This is a genomic window from Leucobacter tardus (assembly GCF_017583045.1).
GTDB lineage: Bacteria > Actinomycetota > Actinomycetes > Actinomycetales > Microbacteriaceae > Leucobacter > Leucobacter tardus.
In genome coordinates this window covers 1,076,212-1,094,556 of the sequence record NZ_JAGFBF010000005.1, presented here as the reverse complement: position 1 = coordinate 1,094,556, position 18,345 = coordinate 1,076,212, and the positions used below count along the sequence as shown (strand labels likewise).

Here is an 18,345-nt window from a genome sequence, read left to right as displayed (position 1 = left end):
AACAGGACTGAGCAATGGCGATCAGTGTCTTCGATTTGTTCTCCGTCGGTATCGGACCGTCGAGTTCGCACACCGTCGGTCCGATGCGCGCTGCGCAGCAGTACGTGAGCATGCTGCGCAAGAACGGTGTGCTCGGGCAGGTGCGCGGCCTCGGAGTCGATCTCTACGGCTCGCTCGCGGCCACCGGCCTCGGGCACGGCACCTTCACGGCGGTGCTGCTCGGACTCGAGGGATACGAGCCCGAGACGATCCTGCCCACCGAGGTGGATCGTGCACTCGCACGCATCACCGAGTCGGGAACGGTGCGGCTGGGGGCGGAGCTCGCCGCCGACAGCGGGGGAGCGGGCGGTGTCGAGTTGCCGTTCTCCGTGAACGACATGGTGCTGCGTCCGTTGACCGTGCTCGAGCGGCACACCAACGGCATGCGATTCACCGTGTTCGACGAGGCGGGGGAAACGCTCGAGCAGCAGACCTACTTCTCGGTCGGCGGCGGGTTCATCGTGCGCGAGGGGGCGGAAGAGGCCGTGCTCGAGAATCTCGAGACGACCCTCGCCGAGCTGCCGTTCGCCTTCACGACGGGCAGGGAGCTGCTCGCGCACTGCGCTGAGAACGACATGAGTATTGCGCGGGTGATGCTCGAGAACGAACTGACGCTGCGACCCGAAGACGAGGTACGCGCCGGCCTCGTGCACATCTGGGAGGTCATGGAGGAGTGCAAGGACGCCGCGCTCACCCGGGAGGGTCCGCTTCCCGGCGGGCTCAATGTGCGCCGTCGTGCCCCGGAGTGGCATCGGAAGCTCAGCGAGACCGACCCCGACCGCAACCCGATCTTCTGGCAGGAGTGGGTCAACCTCGTCGCGATGGCGGTGAACGAGGAGAACGCTTCAGGTGGTCGGGTGGTGACCGCACCGACGAACGGTGCTGCCGGCATCATTCCCGCCGTGCTGTTCTACGCCACTCATTACACGCCGGGCGCGTACGAGTGGACGCGGGAGGAGCGTCTGCGCGTGGTCGCCGAGTTCTTGCTCGCCGCGGGAGCGGTGGGTGTGCTGTACAAGGAGCAGGCGTCCATCTCGGGTGCCGAGGTGGGGTGCCAGGGCGAGGTCGGTTCCGCATCGTCGATGGCGGCTGCGGGCCTGGCCCAGATTCTGGGTGGCACGCCGTCGCAGGTGGAGAACGCGGCCGAGATCGCGATGGAGCACAACCTCGGGCTCACGTGCGATCCGATCGGGGGTCTGGTGCAGATTCCGTGCATCGAGCGGAACGCGATCGCGGCCTCGAAGGCGATCAATGCGGCGAAGATGGCGTTGATGGGCGACGGCGAGCATCACGTCAGCCTCGACGAGGTCATCATTACGATGCGTGAGACCGGCAAGGACATGAGTGACAAGTACAAGGAGACCGCGATGGGCGGTCTCGCGGTCAATGTGGTGGAGTGCTGAGCGGGCTCGTCCGACGGGAACACTCTGGAGAGGGACGCGCGCTCGGTCGCGCGGGGAAATGACGAAACGGGCGGAACCTCGTGAAAGGTTCCGCCCGTTTCGTGCGCAGGGTGTGCGCGGTTCCGCGTCTTAGATGGCGCGGATGTTCGCTGCCTGCAGGCCCTTCTGGCCCTGCTCGACGTCGAACTCGACGCGCTGCTCTTCGAAGAGATCGCGGCGGCCGGAGCCCGAGATCGCGCTGAAGTGCGCGAACACGTCGCCCGAGCCGTCATCGGGGGCGATGAAGCCGAAGCCCTTGTCGGAGTTGAACCATTTCACGGTGCCAGTGGCCATGCTGTACTTCCTTGCGTATTGCACACCGACGGGGTTCCGCCGATGATCTTGGTGTGCCACGGCGACGTTGCCGACGTGGAGGCTGACGTGCTCGCCTCAATACAAGTACTGAGATTCCCACGGCCGGCGTTTACTACGAGTACTACCTGAATGCCTGCGACCAGCCTATCCCACTTCTCATGCCGCCACGCGGGGGTTGCGCAAATGAGGGTGGATCGAGTTTCGCCCTGCGCGATCAGCGAGCCCATCGACGAGCTGCGTGAGCTGGCGCGCGGGAGCGGCCGGGTGCTCGGGATGCCACTGTACCCCCAGTACGGGGGCGTCAATGTGAGCGATCGCTTCGACGACGCCGTCGTGGGCTGTCGCGACGGCCGCGAGGCCGGTGCCGAGTCGCCCGACGGCCTGGTGGTGCGAGCTCTGCACGGGGTCCGCTGCATCGATGGCATCGGCCCAGTCGGAGTCGTGCAGTTGCACCCGGTGCGGAGTGAAGCTGTACTTCTTGGAACCGTGCGGCAGGTCGAGGCGGTGCGCTCCGTCCTGCGGCAGGTGCTGCACGAGATCGCCACCGAGTGCGACGTTGATGATCTGGTGACCGCGGCAGATGCCGAGGAGCGGGGTACCGCGGTCGACGGCGTCGCGCACGAGACTGATCTGCGCGTCATCGGCGTGGATGTTGTGCACCCCGGAACGCGGGTAGTCGTGCGCTCCGGCGTAGAAGCTCGGGTGGATGTCTTCCCCGCCCATGAGCACGATGAGGTCCGCATCGCGCGCCGCCGTGAGCGAGGTGGCGATGGACGCGTCTCCCGCGGCGTGCACGGTGGGGTCGTACCCGTGAGCACGGAGGGTGCGCAGGGCGCGACGGTTGAGGCTGTCGGCGAGGCGCTGGTAGGCGGGTGCCGCCGGGCGGTGGTCGCTCACGTGGATCAGCGCGACGCGTGTGTGATGTCCCATCTGAACCTCCCCGAGCTACGCGATACCGGATGTGCCTGCGTTCCTATGGTTTCGAAGATCTCTCTGGAGCGCAGGAATGTGACGGAGTGCTACGCGGGTGCATCACCAGCCGGGTGGGGCCGAGTCGCGAACGATGCGGGTGACCATGCGGGCGAGTGCGGAGTCGGAGCCGGGTTCGCTCTGCAGCGCGACCAGGTGCTGCTCGGCGATGCTCTGCAGACCACGCATCCACCAGAGCAGCGCGAGTAACGCGAGCGGACCGCTGCGCCAGGTGCTCGGCGCTGCGCTCGCGAGGTCTGCGACCACGCGACAGGCGGTGCGGAGTCGCTCGAAGTCGAGTGCCTCCGCGGGCACCGCCGTGACCATGCGGGCGACCGACCAGCCGCTGGACGGCGAACGCCGGCCGGGGGCGTCGATATCGAGGGTGAGGTGCTGACGATTGTCGCCCGGGAGGTCTGCGCAGAGGTCGGGCACCACGGCTGCGGGCGCCAGCACCGTCAGGAACAATACGAACCAGCGTTCGGGGCTCGCAAGCGCCTGCAGGAGGCGGGCACTCTCCGCATCTGTGCCGGGGACGGCGGTGTCGAGGCGCTCGTCGAAGCATGCGGCATCGGCGCGGATCGCCGCCTCGTCGGTGAGGCTTCCGGGGCCCGGGGTGAGTGGGGAGGGCTCGTCGGGCCCCGGAAGATGCGGACCGTCGAGCACGGCGGCGAGCGTTCGGCGTCGCTCGGGCTCGACGGACGGAAGGGTGCCGATCTCGCGCAGCGGAACGGGAGCGTTCAGATCGGTGCGCATCTGGTCGATGGCGTTCCGACGGATATCACTCTCGGTGATCTCGCGGAGGGGACGGCCGCCGCTGGGCGTGTTGGCGTCGAAGAAGCTCGCCCTCCCGTCGGGCGCCAGGCAGCAGAAGTCTCGCAGCGGGTACCCGTCGCGGCGAAGCCGGCGTTCGATGCGGTGCGCGAGTCGCCGGTGCGGGGTGCCTCCGGCAGCGGCGAACGTCTGTGTCGTGCAGATGACGATCCCGGCACCGGCGGTCAGCCCGTCGCGACGCGAGATCGCACGGAGTCGGTCGGACAGGAGGTCGAGCAGCGGTCGGATCGTGTGCGGGTCCTCCCGATCAGGAAGGTCGATTCTCATGGCGCGTCCGGCACGCCGCCCGCTGAAGAAGACCACGAAGAGACTGTCGTCTGCGGTGAATCCGGTGAGCAGCGGAAGCGCGGCGAGAAAGTCGGCGCTCGACGAGCAGTGGAGAACGGTCGGCTCGGGAGAAATCGTGGCGCACGCGGACCCCGTGCGAGTTCCGCGCGAGCGGGGACGCGTTTCCGGCGAGCCGGGAACCGCACGGGCAACGGGGCGAGAGTCTGATGCAGGTTCGGGCATGCAACGATCCTCATGCCCGCGACACACGTGAGATGTCTTATCCCCACGCGCGCGCGACGTTCTCGCAACGAATCAGCTTGTGGACGAGTGGACCCAAAGCGTCGAGCAGAGCACGGTGCGCGCGACGACGGGTGACCTGCCTCGTCGGCGAAGTCCGCCTAGGCCCGCTGCGCTTCGATGTGCCGCAGATCGGCTTCGAGCGCGACCCAGCCGAGCATGGCGCACTTCACGCGCATCACGAACTTGGAGACGCCCTGGAAGGCGATCGCGTCGCCCAGGAGGTCCTCGTCGGGTTCCGACTCGCCACGGGTCTGGATCATCTCGCGGAAAGCGTCGATGCGTCGCTGCGCCTCTGCGAGGTCGATCTCTTCGTCGCGCACGAGCTGGGCGAGCACGGAGGCCGAGGCCATCGAGATCGAGCATCCCTGACCCTGCCAGGCGAGCTGGTCGATCTTGCCGGTGTCGGGGTCGACCGCGATGCGCACGTCGATCTCGTCGCCGCAGCTCGGGTTGAACTCGTGATGCGACGCGGTGAGTGCGCTCGCGTCTGCGGCGAGTTCGCCCTTGCCGATCGGGCGGCGCGAGTGGTCGAGGATGAGCTCTTGATAGAGGCTGTCGAGACCGCTCATCGGGCGACCTCCGCTCCGAAGTACCGCTGGGCGCCGCGGACGGCATCGACGAAGCGATCGACCTCGTCCTCCGTCGTCGTGACGTGCACGCTCGCACGGGTGCTCGACGTGATGCCGAGCGCTCGGTGCAGCGGCTGGGCGCAGTGGTGGCCGACGCGGACGAGCACGCCCTGCTCGTCGAGGAACTGCCCGACGTCGTGCGCGTGCACCCCCTCGACGACGACCGAGGCGAGCGCGACGCGTTCGGCGGGATCGGCGGGTCCGAGCAGTCGGAGGCCAGGGGTCGAGGTGATGCCGGCGATCAGTCGCTCGACGAGTTCGTGTTCGCGCGCCGCGGTGCGCTGCATGCCGACGGCGGTGAGGAACTCCGTCGCCGCGCCGAGACCGACCGCCTGCGAGACCGGCTGCGTGCCCGCCTCGAACCGCATGGGGGGCGGCATGAACTCCGCGCGCTCCATCGTGACCCGGGTGATCGCCGACCCGCCGGTGCGCGCCGGCGGCAGCGCCGACAGCAGTTCGGCTCGGCCGTACAGCACGCCGATCCCGTTCGGGCCGAGCATCTTGTGACCCGAGAAGGCCGCGAAATCGACACCGAGTTCGGCGAAGTCGACCGGCAGGTGCGGCACCGACTGGCACGCGTCGAGCACCGTGATGGCGCCGACCTCGCGCGCGAGGGCGACGAGATCGGCGACGGGCGCGAGCATGCCGGTCACATTGGAGACGTGAGCGAAGGCGAAGATCCGGGTGCGCGGCGTGAGCGCCTGCCTGGCATCGTCGAGGGTCCAGGTGCCGTCTTCACGGGCGGGGATCCAGCGTAGCGTCGCCCCGGTCTTCGCCGCGAGGCGCTGCCACGGGATGAGGTTCGCGTGGTGCTCGGCTTCGGTGATGAGGATCTCGTCGCCGGCCTCGAGCGCGAATCGCTCGGACCCGTCGACACCGAGCGAGGCGTCACCGGTACGCACGGCCGCGGTCGCCTCGGCGATGCCGAGCGCGACGAGGTTGAGGGCATCGGTGGCGTTCTCGGCCCAGACGATCTGGTCGCTCGACGGGGCGCCCAGGAAGTCGGCGACGAGCGCGCGCGCCCGCTCGAACTGCTCGGTGGCCGACCCGACGGCCTGACTCGTCCCGCGGTGCACCGCGGCGTTCGCTCGCTCGAGGAAGGCGCGTTCAGCGTCGAGCACCGACGCCGGGCGTTGCGAGGTCGCTGCGGCATCGAGGTAGGCGACGGCACCCGACTGCGGGAGACCCGCGAAGTAGGGGAACGCCGCCCGCAGCTGCGACACCTCGGACTGATCGATCGCGTTTTCCGGCATACCATCCATTCTCTCACGAGCGTTGCCGACCGGGCGGGGTCGTGCCCCGCTCACACTCCCGTCAACGGGACGACGGCGTCGTCTATTCCTGTGCGCGCCCCGGGGCGTCGACGCGGTCCACGGACTCGGGCACCTGCACCTCGACGGTGGCGGTGTGGGGCGACGGTTCGAAGCCCGATGGCGTCAGCACCCAGTTGATGAGTCCGGCGATCGCGGCGAGCGCGCCGGCGCCGGCGGGGAGCCACATGGCCGTGTCCGTGCCGATCTGCTCCGCGACGAACCCGGTCAGGGCGGACGCTCCCGACTGGCCCACGATGACCCCTGAACCGAGCATCGTCATGACGGTGGCCGAGCGCCCCTCGGGGCTGCGGTGGGTGCCGAAGCTGTAGAGCGTGACGAGGAGCGGGCCGATGCCGATGCCGGTGATCCCGAGTCCGAGAGCCACCGAGCCGAGTCCGCCGCCGCTCGCCATGACGAATTGCCCGGCGAGGATGAAGACGACGAAGACGAGCCACCGGTACCGCAGCGTGAAGCGCGGTGAGAACCAGACGACGCTGATGGCGAGGATCGCCGAGCCGAGGCCCATGATGCCGTAGAAGAGGCCGGCGCTCTCGGGGCTCCCGAGATCCTGCGTGAGGGCGGTGAGCGCGGTGAGCGTGGTGCCGAAGACGAGGCCGACGCAGAAGATGCCGAACACCGTGACGAGCAGCTCCGGCCGCGCGAGTTCGCGAGCCGGTGCGAGGGTCGCCGCGCGCTCGGCCGCGGTCTTCGGCGGTGCGCTCGTGCGGTGCAGGGCGAACGCCACGACGAATACGAGGGTCAGCGCCGCGGCCGCGGCGATGGGCGCCCAGGCGCCGAAGAAGGTGGCGAGCAGCCCGACGATCACCGGTCCGAAGACGAAGACGACCTCGTCGGCTGCGGACTCGTACGCGAGGGTGGCGCTGAGCGTGCGGGGGCGGCGTTTCGACGGCATCGCGGTCTTGATGATCATCACGAGTCGCGATCGCGACATCGGCGACGTCTGCGGCCCCGAGGCGCCCACGAGGAACGACACGGCGAAGACCGCCCACACGTCGAGCGGACTGTAGGCGATCCAGGCGAGCGCACCGAGCGCGATGCTGTTCGCGATCGCCGTCACGAGCAGCGTCGGCCGCTGTCCGAAGCGGTCGGCCGCCGCGCCCACCAGGGGGCCGATGAGCGCCGAACCGATGCCGACCGACGCCGAGGCGAGTCCGCCGAGCTCGACGGACCCGCGCGCGGACACGACGAGCGTCAGCACGCCGACCACCATCATGGCGAATGGGAACCGCGCGATCAGGGCGAGCGGGAAGTAGCCTGCTCCGGTCAGAGAGACGAGCGACGGGCCGTCATCCGCTTGCCGGGTCGCCGCCGCGCGCTGCGTGCTGCCGCTCACCGCGCCCCCTGCAGACCCTGCTCGGCGAGGAACGCGGCGAACGCGTCTCCGTCGCTGGCTTCGCCCTCGTAGACGGCGCCGCCGGCGATGACGAACGGGGTGTGCGCGACCGTGGCGTCGGCGTCATCCGCTTCGACGATCGGCGTGCTCGACGCCCACGCGTTCAGCGCCTGCGCGAACGGGGCGAAACGCTCGTCCTCGATGCAGGATCGCGTCGCGCCGTCCAGTTCACCCGTGGCGCGCTCGATCACGCCGACGATCTCGTCGTTCTCAAGGCCCGGATCCTCGTGTCCGGGCTGGATGCGCGGATCGAGGAGCGCGGTATGCGCGTTCCAGGCGAGCTCCGGTTCGCCGTCCACGACGCACGCGACCGCGCCCGCGGCCCGCGACGAGTACTGCGTGTCGTCGTCGAGGAACGTCATCGGACGGACCTCGAGCGTCGCGTCGCCGTTCGTCACGGCCTCCTCGAGCGTCGCGTCGCCGTTCGTCACGGCCTCCTCGAGCAGTGCCGCGTTCTCCAGCTCGAATGCGGCACAGGCCGGGCATCGGTAGTCCACGTACAGCTGGATATCGAGCGGGCCGCTCGCGCGATCGGCCTCCACCGGTTCGGGCACGGCCCCCGCCTGCGGGGCGTCCGAGCGCACCGGCGTGAGACCGCCCGATCCGCTCTCGAACAGGATGCCGCCCGTGCGCATGTTCGCCGGCCACTCGACGCCGTCGGCCTCGGACGGCTGATCGTCGAGTCGCGACATCACCAGGAACACGCAGAACGCGGTGAACGCGAGCGCGAGAATCGCGGCGACCGTCCAGATCGTCACCTTGCGCGACGAGCCGCCCTGCCCGGGCTGCGGCACGCTGCGATCCACCGGAGTGTAGTGAGCGTGCGGATCGTGCGGGGTGGGATCGGTCATGCTCCCATTCTCCCAGCTGCGGGACGGTCGGGTGCACCCGCGTACGATGGGGGCATGATTCTGCTCGCGGCCACGCCGATCGGCAACCTCGGTGACGCGTCCACCCGGCTCCGCGACACCCTCGCGGGCGCCGCCGTCATCGCGGCGGAGGACACCCGCACGACCGCGAAGCTGCTGCGGCTCCTCGGCATCGATGCGCGACCGGAACTGCTCGCGCTTCACGATCACAACGAGCACGAGCGCGCGGCCGAACTCGTCGATCGGGCGCGAACGGAAGACATCGTGCTCGTGAGCGACGCCGGGACGCCGACCGTCTCGGACCCGGGGTTCCGCGTCGTGCAGCTGGCTGCCGAGCAGGGAGTCGAGGTGACCGCGATCCCCGGTCCGAGCGCGGTCATCACGGCGCTCGCCGTGTCGGGTCTGCCGACCGACCGGTTCGCCTTCGAGGGGTTCCTCTCACGGAAAGCGGGGGAGCGGGATCGCTTCCTCGGCGTCCTCGCCGATGAGCGGCGCACGCTGGTGTTCTTCGAAGCCCCGACCCGTCTCGCCGCAACGCTCACGGCGCTCGCCGCCGCGTTCGGACCGGAACGCCCCGCCGCCATCTGCCGCGAGCTCACCAAGCTGCACGAGGAGGTGCGTCGCGGGTCACTGGAAGAGCTGGCCGCTTGGGCCGCCGACGGGGTGCGCGGCGAGATCGTCGTGGTCGTCGGCGGAGCGCCGGAGCGATCGGTGTCGCCCGAGACCGCGCTCGCCGAGGTGCAGGCGCTGGTCGCGAGCGGCGAACGATTGAAGGATGCGACGCGCGCCGTCGCCGCCGCATCCGGGCAGTCGAGTCGGGAGCTCTACGCCGCGGCGCTCGCGTCGCGCCCCTAGTGCTGGGCGTAGCCTTCGGCGAGCTCCTGGCCGGTGAGGGCGTGGATCGCGGCCATGATGCGCGCGGTCGCCTCTCGTCGTGCCCGCCCGCTCGGCAGGTCCGCGAGATCCGCGAGCTCGACCGGTGCCCCGAAGCGCACCTCGACGCGCGGCGCACGCCCCGTCCGAGGGTTCCGCAGCCGCCGATTCGTGCCGATCAGCCCCACCGGGATCACCGTCGCTCCGGTGGCGAGCGCCATCCACGCCGCCCCGCCGCGACCGCGGTACAGGCGGCCGTCCCGGGACCGGCTGCCCTCCGGGAACACCGCGAAGACCTGCCCGTCGGCGAGTACGGCGCGGCCGGCGTCGAGCGCCGCTTGGGCCACGGATCCGGCACCACGGTGCACCGGGATCGCCCCGATCTGCCGGAAGAACCAGCCCAGCAGTCCGCGCTTGAAGAGCGACTCCTTCGCGAGGAACTGTACTTTGCGCGTCGAGAACGAGGGAATGAGCACGGTGTCGAGACCGGCCAGATGGTTGCTCGCGAGCAGCACAGGGCCGCTGTCGGGAATCCGGTCGGCTCCGCGGATCACCGGGCGGAATCGCAGCTTGAGCAGGGGTCGCAGCAGCGCCCGCCCGATGACGAACACCGGACCCGGACGAGCGAGTGAGACCGCAGCCGACATGGTGCCGAGCCTACCGCCGTCCGGATCCTCGTCGGAATCTCGGGCGGCACACAGTTGCCAGCCAGACGGCTGGGGCAGACTCGGTGTCGTCAGTCGCCACTCGACCGTGAGGAACCCCTCGATCGTGAATCGCTCTCGCATGCTCGTCCCCGCCGCGCTCGCGGCGACACTCCTCCTGACGTCGTGCGCCGGCGGTTCGGGAGGTGGCGACAACACGGACGCCAGCGGCGAGGACTGCGCTCCGTCGGGTTCGGCGAGCGAGTCCGTCACCGTCGAAGGCGATTTCGGCGGCGACTTGAAGATGACGGGCGGCACTCCGGTCGAGTCCACCGAGCTCGAACGAACCGTGCTCATCGAGGGCGACGGTGATCGTTCGCCCGACGAGGGCGCCGGCGTCACCGCGGCCCTCTCGTTCTTCAACGGTCGCACCGGCGATCTGGTCGAGCACTCACCGGCCGGGCAGCCCATCGTCAACAGCGAGCAGCAGCTCGCCCCCTTCGCGTACGAAGCGGTGCGCTGCGCCGTCGCGGGACAGCGCGTGGTCGTCTCGCTGCCCGCCGAGGAAGCGATGGGCGGCGCGCAGTCGATGCCCGAGGGCTTCGAAGCGGGCGACGCCGTCGTCATGGTGTTCGACGTCGAGTCGGTCGAGCCGGGCAAGATCGCGGACGAGGGCGAGCTGCTGCCGAAGGCGGAGGGCGAGGCGCAGGATCTGCCGGCCGGGTTCCCCTCGGTCGAGCTCGCTGACAACGGCGAGCCGACCATTACGATCCCGAAGGACACGGACCCGCCGACGGAGCTCGAGACCGCGACGCTCATCGAGGGCGACGGCGAAGAGGTGCAGCCGGGAGATCGGGTCTACGTGAACTACCGCGGCGTCATCTGGCGCACCGGCGAAGAGTTCGACTCGAGCTGGAGCCGCGGCGCGCCGACCGACTTTCTGACGACCGGTGTGATCGGCGGATTCACCGAGGCGCTCGAGGGGCACACCGTCGGCTCGCAGGTCATTTCCGTGGTCCCCGCCGACCAGGAACAGGGCGGCTACGGCGCCGACGCGCTGGAACAGCAGGGGCACGAGCCCGACGACGTCATGGTGTTCGTCCTCGACATCGTCGGTGTCGTCCACGCCGACTGAGGTCCGTGGCGCCTCGATAGGGTGGAGCGCATGAGGCGCATCGTCATTCTCGGGTCCACCGGTTCGATCGGCGAGCAGGCGCTCGACGTCGTCCGCAAGAACCCGTCGAAGTTCCAGGTCGTCGGGCTCGCGGCGGGTACCAGTCGTGATCGGGTGCAGCAGCAGGCCGACGAATTCAACGTCGAGCACCTCGCGTTCGGTGCGGAGGCCGCAGCCCAGCTGGTGCAGGACGTGCCGGCCGATGTCGTGCTGAACGGCATCACCGGGTCCATCGGTCTCGGGCCGACGGTCGCCGCGCTGCGCGCCGGTCGCACCCTGGCGCTGGCGAACAAGGAGTCGCTCATCGTCGGCGGCGACCTGGTGACCGGGCTCGCGAAGCCCGACCAGATCGTGCCGGTCGACTCCGAGCACTCGGCGATCGCGCAGGCGCTCCGCTCGGGTGCGGCGAGCGAGGTGCGACGCCTCGTCGTCACCGCGTCCGGGGGACCGTTCCGCGGGCGGTCGCGCGCCGAACTCGCCGCGGTGACCCCTGAGCAGGCCCTCGCACACCCGACGTGGAATATGGGGCGCGTCGTCACCACCAACTCGGCCACGCTCGTGAACAAGGGACTGGAGGTCATCGAGGCGCACCTGCTCTTCGGGGTCTCGTACAGCGACATCGACGTCGTCGTGCATCCCCAGTCGATCGTCCACTCCATGGTCGAATTTCACGACGGATCGACGATCCTGCAGGCATCACCGCCCGACATGCGGCTGCCCATTGCGCTCGGACTCTCCTGGCCGAACCGTCTGCACGGCATCGGCACCCCGCTCGACTGGCGGCAGGCCACCGAGTGGACGTTCGAGCCCCTCGACGAGGAGGCGTTCCCCGCCGTCGCACTGGCGAAAGAAGTGGGTCGGGCGCGCCTCACCTATCCCGCCGTCTACAACGCGGCGAATGAGGAGGCCGTCGACGCCTTCCATGACGGCAGAATCGGGTTTCTCGACATCGTCGACGCCGTGCACGAAGTGCTCGACGCGCACCAGGCTCCGGCCGACCTCACGCTCGAGTCGCTCGCCGAAGCGGAACGCTGGGCGCGCGAGCGCGCGCAGCTCCTCATCGCCGCGCGCTGACCTCCGGGCCGCCCGCAGCCGAAGCACAGGGCACCGCACTACGCTGGCCGCGTGCTCGAAGTCTTGCTCTATGTGCTGGGGATCCTCATCATCTTCGTCGGGCTGATCGTCTCGATCGGCCTGCACGAAGTGGGGCACCTCGTGCCCGCCAAGCTCTTCGGCGTCAAGGTGACCCAGTACATGGTCGGCTTCGGCAAGACGCTGTTCTCGTGGCGCAAGGGCGAGACCGAGTACGGCGTGAAGATGATCCCGCTCGGCGGGTACATCGCGATGATCGGCATGTACCCGCCGCACAAGCCTGGCGAGGTGCCGCGGGCGTCGACCACCGGGTTCTTGAACACCGTTGTGCAGGAGGGGGCTCCGGCCAGGCCGGTCGCCGGGGATCCGGGAACCGCGACGCTGACGTCGGGCCCCGTGGATCCGGACCCGGCACCGGGCGAGCCCGATCGGATGGACGAGCCGGGTGCCAGGCCCGGGATCGGCGGCCTCGTCGACGATGCTCGACTCGCGAGCGGTGAGACGATCGCTGCGGGCGAGGAGCACCGCACCTTCTACAACCTCTCGGTCTGGAAGAAGGTCGTCGTCATGCTCGGCGGCCCGTTCATGAACCTGATTCTGGCGTTCGTGTGCTTCGCGATCGTGCTCGTCGGCTTCGGTGCCCCGCAGAACACCACCACGCTGGGCGCCGTCAACGAGTGCCTGGTCTCGGCGTCGAGCGACGCGACCGAGTGCACCGCCGACGCCCCGGCGGCCCCCGCCGCCGCGGCCGGTCTCCGGCCCGGGGACACGGTGCTTGCCATCAACGGAACGCGGATCACCGGTTGGGACCAGCTCCGCGGCATCGTGAGCGATTCGCCCGGACAGGACCTGCGGTTCGAGATCGAGCGCGACGGTGCGACCGAGACGGTCTCGGTGGTGCCCGCAGCGAACGAGCGGGCGGTCGTCGATGCGGAGGGCGTCGCGGTCGAAGACGATGCCGGCCGCATCGTCACCGAGTCGGTCGGTATGATCGGCGCGACCCCGACCGCCGAGCTCGTGCGGCAGCCGATCACCGAAGTGCCCGTGATGGTCGGGGATGCCGCCGGCCGCATGGTGAACGTCATCATCCAGCTGCCGCAGCGCATGGTCGGCGTCTGGAACGCGGCCTTCGGCAGCGCGGAGCGCGACCCGAACGGACCGCTCAGCGTGGTCGGCGTCGGGCGTATCGCCGGTGAAGTCGTGAGCACCGATCAGGTGCCGGTCGCCGAGCGCGTGCAGTTCGTGGTCGGTCTGCTCGGCAACGTCAATATCGCGCTCTTCATCTTCAACCTCGTGCCGCTCATGCCGCTCGACGGCGGCCACGTCGCCGGCGCCGTTTACGAGGGCCTGAAACGCATGTGGGCCCGGTTGCGGCGCAAGCCGGATCCCGGACCGGTCGACACCGCCAAGATGGTGCCGATCACCTTCGCGGTCGTGGTGGTGCTCGGCGCCATGACGCTGCTGCTCATCTACGCCGACATCGTGAAACCGGTGTCGATCTTCGGGTGACGATCGGGGCCGCTCAGTACCCGGGCGCCGGGTCGAGCCCGAGGTAGGTCTCGAGGTTCTGCTCGCCCGCATCGTGCATGCCCTGGGCGACGTCGGTGCCGACGTAGCGGAAGTGCCAGGGTTCGTAGATGTAGCCGACGATCGATTCCGCACCGTCGTGGTATCGCAGGATGAACCCGTACTCGTGCGCGTGATCCCGCAGCCACTGGCCGGTCGCAGTCTCCCCGAAACACGCCATGAACGCGCAGCCGCTGCCGTCGTCGAGGTCCGCGGCCAGACCGGTCTGGTGCTCGGAGTGCCCGGCGCGCGCCGAGTAGGTCTCCGCGGCTTCGACGCCGTCGCGCGCGGCGTAGTCGTCGAAGAGCCCGACCTGCATGTCGTAGGGGCGGTAGGCGCTCGTGATGGTGAACGGGAGTCCGGCGGCCGACGCCTCCGCGTACATCGTCTGCAGTGCTGCGGCGGCCTCCGCCCGCATCGGCTGACCGTTCGTGTTCGGGATCCCCTCGGGCATCACGAGGTCACCGGGTGCCCAGTCGATGGGGGTGAGGGGGCGCTGCTTGTTCACGACCACGGTGATCGAGTCGGCGGTGTCGATGTCGACCTCCGGAGCCTCGGCCCCGGTCGGCTCGGGTGTCGGGGTCGGTGTCGGTGTCGGCGTCGGTTCAGGCGTCGGGGTGCTCGGTGGTGTGGCGCCCGGCGTCGGTGCGGAGGGCGACGGTTCGGCAGTTGCCGCGTCGTCACCGCCGATGAGTCCGGTGGTGAGGGCGACCGCCGATGCGGTGCCGGCGCCGAGCACCAGGATTCCGGCGACCGCACCGGCGACGATGAGCGTGCGCCGGCGTCGCGCGCGGCGGGCCGGACGGCGACGCAGGTCCGATCCGGGCAGCGGCGGGGTGAAACGCTGGTGTTCCGAACCCAGTGGCGACTCACCCGACATCCGACAGTTCCCTTCGCGTGCGTACTCCGCTCACAGTGTACTCGGGGCCCGTCACAGGAGCGGCGACTACACTCGTCGTCGTGGCTGCTATCAATTTGGGAATGCCCAAGGTTCCAGAGGTGCTCGCTCCGCGACGCAAGTCCCGTGAGATTCAGGTCGGCACGGTGAAGGTGGGCGGTACCGCCCCCGTGTCGGTGCAATCCATGACGACGACGCCGACGACGGACATCAACGCGACGCTGCAGCAGATCGCCGAGCTCACAGCCTCGGGCTGCGACATCGTTCGGGTGGCCTGCCCGAGTCGCGACGACGCCGAGGCCTTGCCTATCATCGCGAAGAAGAGCCAGATCCCGGTTATCGCCGACATCCATTTCCAGCCGAACTACGTCTACGCCGCGATCGACGCGGGGTGTGCCGCCGTTCGTGTGAACCCCGGCAACATTCGCAAGTTCGACGACCAGGTCGGTGAGATCGCGAAGCGCGCCAAGGCCGCGGGCGTCTCGCTGCGCATCGGCGTGAACGCCGGTTCGCTCGACCCGCGCCTCCTCCAGAAGTACGGCAAGGCCACGCCGGAAGCCCTGGTGGAGAGCGCCGTGTGGGAGGCGTCGCTCTTCGAGGAGCACGACTTCCACGACTTCAAGATCTCGGTGAAGCACAACGATCCCATCGTCATGGTGAAGGCGTACCGACAGCTCGCGGAGCGCGGCGACTGGCCGCTGCACCTCGGTGTGACCGAGGCGGGTCCGGCGTTCCAGGGCACCATCAAGAGCGCGACTGCGTTCGGGGTGCTCCTCTCGGAGGGCATCGGCGACACCATCCGCGTCTCGCTGTCGGCCCCGCCGGTCGAGGAGGTGAAGGTCGGCTTGCAGATTCTGCAGTCGCTGAACTTGCGCGAGCGCAAGCTCGAAATCGTCTCGTGCCCGTCCTGCGGCCGTGCCCAGGTCGACGTCTACACGCTCGCAGATCAGGTCACCGCCGGCCTCGAAGGCATGAGCGTGCCCCTCCGCGTCGCGGTCATGGGCTGCGTCGTGAACGGTCCGGGTGAAGCGCGCGAGGCCGACCTCGGCGTCGCCTCGGGCAACGGTAAGGGTCAGATCTTCGTCAAGGGTGAGGTCATCAAGACGGTGCCCGAGGCCGAGATCGTGCCGACGCTCATCGCCGAGGCGAACCGTCTCGCCGACGAGATGGGACACGAAGGCGGTACCGGGTCACCGGAGGTCGTGACGGCGTGATCCGCTGCGCCGACGTGTGAAACGACGGTCGCGCTCGGCCGACAACCGCGAACTGATGGCGGCCGTTCGGCGTCGGGTGACTCTCCGCCTTACGCGCCCACGTACGCCGCCAGGTGCTCGCCAGTGAGCGTCGACTGCTCAGCGACCAGATCGGACGGTGTGCCCGCGAACACGACACGGCCGCCCTGCTGACCGGCTCCCGGTCCGAGGTCGATGATCCAGTCGGCATGAGCCATCACGGCTTGATGATGCTCGATGACGATCACCGACTTGCCGGCGTCGACCAGTCGGTCGAGGAGGGCCAGCAGGTGCTGCACATCGGCGAGGTGCAGCCCGGTGGTCGGCTCGTCGAGCACGTACGTGTCGGCGTCTTCGATCATGTGGATCGCGAGCTTCAGCCGCTGGCGCTCGCCGCCCGACAGGGTGGAGAGCGGCTGACCGAGCTTGATGTAGCCGATGCCGACATCGACGAGCTTGTCGAGGATCTTCACCGCTTTCGTTACCCTCGCTTCGGCCGAGGCGAAGAAGTCGCGCGCCTCGCTCATCGAGAGTTCGAGCACATCGGCGATGCTCAGCTCGCCGAGGGTGTACTCGAGCACCGCGTCGTTGAACCGTCGCCCCTCGCACACGGGGCAGGTGGATTCGACCGTCGCCATGACGCCGAGCTCGGTGTAGATGACCCCGGCTCCCTTGCACTCGGGGCACGCGCCCTCCGAGTTCGCGCTGAACAGGGCCGGCTTCACGCCGTTCGCCTTCGCGAACGCCGTGCGCACCGGGTCGAGCAGCCCGGTGTACGTCGCGGGGTTGGACCGGCGCGATCCGCGAATCGCCCCCTGATCAACGGCGACGACGCCGTCACGCGTCGAGACGTTCCCGTGGATGAGCGAGCTCTTGCCCGACCCGGCGACGCCCGTGATGACGGTGAGCACCCCGAGCGGCACATCGACGTCGACACCCTGCAGGTTGTGCTGGTCGGCGCCGCGCACCTCGATCGATCCGGTCGCTTCACGGACGGTGTCCTTCAGCGACGCGCGGTCATCGAGGTGCCGTCCGGTCAGCGTGCCGCTCGAGCGGAGGCCGTCCACGGTCCCGGTGAAGCACACCTCGCCGCCCGCCGAGCCCGCGAGGGGGCCGAGGTCGATGACGTGGTCGGCGATCCCGATCATCTCGGGCTTGTGCTCGACGACGAGCACCGTGTTGCCTTTGTCGCGCAGCCGCAGGAGGAGTTCGTTCATGTTCTGGATGTCGTGCGGGTGCAGGCCGATCGACGGCTCATCGAACACGTACGTCGCATCCGTGATCGACGACCCGAGGTGCTTGATCATCTTGGTGCGCTGCGATTCGCCGCCCGACAGGCTGCCGGACGGGCGGTCGAGGCTCAGATACCCGAGCCCGATCTGCACGAAGGAATCGAGCGTGTGCGACAGGTTCGCGATGAGGGGAGCGAGGCCGGGGTCGTCGATGCCGCGCACCCACTCGGCGAGATCGGTGATCTGCAACGCGCTCGCCTCGGCGATGTTCAGACCGTTGACCTGCGCCGAACGGGCCGACTCGTTCAGGCGCGTGCCGTCGCACGCGGGGCACGAGGTGAAGACGATCGCGCGATCCACGAAGGCCCGGATGTGCTTCTGCATCGCCTCCCGATCCTTCGACAGCATCGACTTCTGGACGCGCGGGATCAGCCCCTCGTAGGTCAGATTGGAGCCCTCGATCTTCACCTTCGTCGGTTCCTTGTACAGCAGGTCGTTGAGCTGCTGCTCGGTGAAATCGCGAATCGGTGTGTCCATCGGCAGCAGCGCCCCGAAAATGCGTCCGTACCAGCCGTCCATGCTGAACCCGGGGACCTTCAGCGCGCCCTCGGTCAGAGTCTTGTCGGCATCGTAGAGCTCGTCGAGATCGAAGTCGGAGACGGTGCCGCGGCCCTCGCACTTCGGGCACATGCCGCCGAGAATCGCGAAGTCGCGTCGCTCCTTTACCACCTTGCCGTCCTTCTCGAACTGCACGGCACCCGCCCCCGAGATCGACGCCGTGTTGAACGAGAACGCGTTCGGTGGGCCGACATGCGGGTCGCCGATGCGCGAGAACACGATGCGCAGCATCGCGTTCACGTCGGTCGCCGTGCCGACGGTGGAGCGAGGATTCGCACCCATGCGCTCTTGATCGACGATGATCGCGGTCGTCAGTCCTTCGAGTACATCGACATCCGGCCGGCTCTGCGACGGCATGAACCCCTGGAGGAACGCGCTGTAGGTTTCATTGATGAGCCGCTGCGACTCCGCGGCGATCGTGCTGAACACGAGGGAGCTCTTGCCCGAGCCGGACACGCCGGTGAACACGGTGAGCCGTCGCTTCGGGATCTCGACGCTGATGTCTTTCAAATTGTGCGCGCGCGCGCCCGAGACCACGATCGTCGTGTGGCCGTCTGCGGGATGGACTGCACTGTGCTCATCGCTCATGCTGAACAGAGTAATGCGGAATGCCGACATCCGA

At 69.0% G+C, this 18,345-nt stretch carries 16 protein-coding genes; 6 read left to right on the top strand and 10 right to left on the bottom strand.

What is annotated here, in order from left to right:
- Positions 1-14 precede the first annotated feature (14 nt).
- Positions 15-1,442, top strand: a complete 1,428-nt coding sequence (locus J4H85_RS12135; RefSeq protein WP_208239976.1) for an L-serine ammonia-lyase — start codon at positions 15-17, stop codon at positions 1,440-1,442.
- 129 nt (positions 1,443-1,571) lie between these two features.
- Here J4H85_RS12135 and J4H85_RS12130 read toward each other — a convergent pair whose 3' ends face one another.
- From J4H85_RS12130 to J4H85_RS12100, 7 genes are all read right to left on the bottom strand, one after another.
- The gene (locus J4H85_RS12130; RefSeq protein ID WP_208239973.1) at positions 1,572-1,775 is read right to left on the bottom strand and encodes a cold-shock protein; all 204 of its coding nucleotides are present in this window, start codon (positions 1,773-1,775) and stop codon (positions 1,572-1,574) included.
- 177 nt (positions 1,776-1,952) lie between these two features.
- Positions 1,953-2,726, bottom strand: a complete 774-nt coding sequence (locus tag J4H85_RS12125; RefSeq protein ID WP_208239972.1) for a gamma-glutamyl-gamma-aminobutyrate hydrolase family protein — start codon at positions 2,724-2,726, stop codon at positions 1,953-1,955.
- A 102-nt stretch (positions 2,727-2,828) separates the two neighbouring features.
- Positions 2,829-4,109 (bottom strand): DUF4192 family protein, encoded by a 1,281-nt coding sequence (locus J4H85_RS12120; protein WP_208239970.1) that lies wholly within the window; start codon positions 4,107-4,109, stop codon positions 2,829-2,831.
- Positions 4,110-4,267: 158 nt separating this feature from the next.
- Positions 4,268-4,738 carry a Fe-S cluster assembly sulfur transfer protein SufU gene (sufU, locus tag J4H85_RS12115; RefSeq protein WP_208239968.1) on the bottom strand — a complete coding sequence of 157 codons (471 nt, stop codon included), beginning with the start codon at positions 4,736-4,738 and terminating at the stop codon, positions 4,268-4,270.
- Positions 4,735-6,060: an aminotransferase class V-fold PLP-dependent enzyme gene (locus tag J4H85_RS12110; protein ID WP_208239966.1), complete on the bottom strand. Its 1,326-nt coding sequence runs from the start codon at positions 6,058-6,060 to the stop codon at positions 4,735-4,737. The genes sufU and J4H85_RS12110 overlap by 4 nt, the downstream gene beginning before the upstream one ends.
- Positions 6,061-6,133: 73 nt before the next feature.
- On the bottom strand, positions 6,134-7,465 hold the full coding sequence (locus J4H85_RS12105) for an MFS transporter (protein WP_307863650.1): 1,332 nt from the start codon (positions 7,463-7,465) through the stop codon (positions 6,134-6,136).
- Complete coding sequence (locus J4H85_RS12100) at positions 7,462-8,376, bottom strand: DsbA family protein (RefSeq protein ID WP_208239964.1); 915 nt, start codon at positions 8,374-8,376, stop codon at positions 7,462-7,464. Before J4H85_RS12100 ends, J4H85_RS12105 begins: the two co-directional genes overlap by 4 nt.
- Before the next feature lie 54 nt (positions 8,377-8,430).
- On the opposite strand from J4H85_RS12100, the gene rsmI reads away from it, so the two are divergent.
- Positions 8,431-9,249, top strand: coding sequence for a 16S rRNA (cytidine(1402)-2'-O)-methyltransferase (gene rsmI / locus J4H85_RS12095; RefSeq protein WP_208239962.1), 819 nt, complete (start codon positions 8,431-8,433; stop codon positions 9,247-9,249).
- On the opposite strand, the gene J4H85_RS12090 is transcribed toward rsmI, so the two are convergent.
- Positions 9,246-10,055, bottom strand: coding sequence for a lysophospholipid acyltransferase family protein (locus tag J4H85_RS12090; RefSeq protein WP_243893626.1), 810 nt, complete (start codon positions 10,053-10,055; stop codon positions 9,246-9,248). The two genes, rsmI and J4H85_RS12090, sit on opposite strands and share 4 nt — an antisense overlap.
- Between J4H85_RS12090 and J4H85_RS12085 the strand changes: the two genes are divergently transcribed.
- From J4H85_RS12085 to J4H85_RS12075, 3 genes are read left to right on the top strand one after another with little or no spacing between them, the layout of a single operon-like run.
- Positions 10,039-11,046: an FKBP-type peptidyl-prolyl cis-trans isomerase gene (locus tag J4H85_RS12085; RefSeq protein WP_208239960.1), complete on the top strand. Its 1,008-nt coding sequence runs from the start codon at positions 10,039-10,041 to the stop codon at positions 11,044-11,046. The genes J4H85_RS12090 and J4H85_RS12085 overlap by 17 nt on opposite strands.
- Positions 11,047-11,076: 30 nt before the next feature.
- Positions 11,077-12,159, top strand: a complete 1,083-nt coding sequence (dxr, locus tag J4H85_RS12080; protein ID WP_208239958.1) for a 1-deoxy-D-xylulose-5-phosphate reductoisomerase — start codon at positions 11,077-11,079, stop codon at positions 12,157-12,159.
- A 51-nt stretch (positions 12,160-12,210) separates the two neighbouring features.
- Positions 12,211-13,686, top strand: coding sequence for a M50 family metallopeptidase (locus J4H85_RS12075; RefSeq protein WP_208239956.1), 1,476 nt, complete (start codon positions 12,211-12,213; stop codon positions 13,684-13,686).
- A 13-nt stretch (positions 13,687-13,699) separates the two neighbouring features.
- On the opposite strand, the gene J4H85_RS12070 is transcribed toward J4H85_RS12075, so the two are convergent.
- On the bottom strand, positions 13,700-14,623 hold the full coding sequence (locus J4H85_RS12070) for a M15 family metallopeptidase (RefSeq protein WP_208239954.1): 924 nt from the start codon (positions 14,621-14,623) through the stop codon (positions 13,700-13,702).
- Positions 14,624-14,724: 101 nt separating this feature from the next.
- Between J4H85_RS12070 and ispG the strand changes: the two genes are divergently transcribed.
- Positions 14,725-15,855: a flavodoxin-dependent (E)-4-hydroxy-3-methylbut-2-enyl-diphosphate synthase gene (ispG, locus tag J4H85_RS12065; RefSeq protein ID WP_208240468.1), complete on the top strand. Its 1,131-nt coding sequence runs from the start codon at positions 14,725-14,727 to the stop codon at positions 15,853-15,855.
- An 89-nt stretch (positions 15,856-15,944) separates the two neighbouring features.
- Here ispG and J4H85_RS12060 read toward each other — a convergent pair whose 3' ends face one another.
- Positions 15,945-18,311 (bottom strand): ATP-binding cassette domain-containing protein, encoded by a 2,367-nt coding sequence (locus J4H85_RS12060; protein ID WP_208239952.1) that lies wholly within the window; start codon positions 18,309-18,311, stop codon positions 15,945-15,947.
- Positions 18,312-18,345 lie beyond the last annotated feature (34 nt).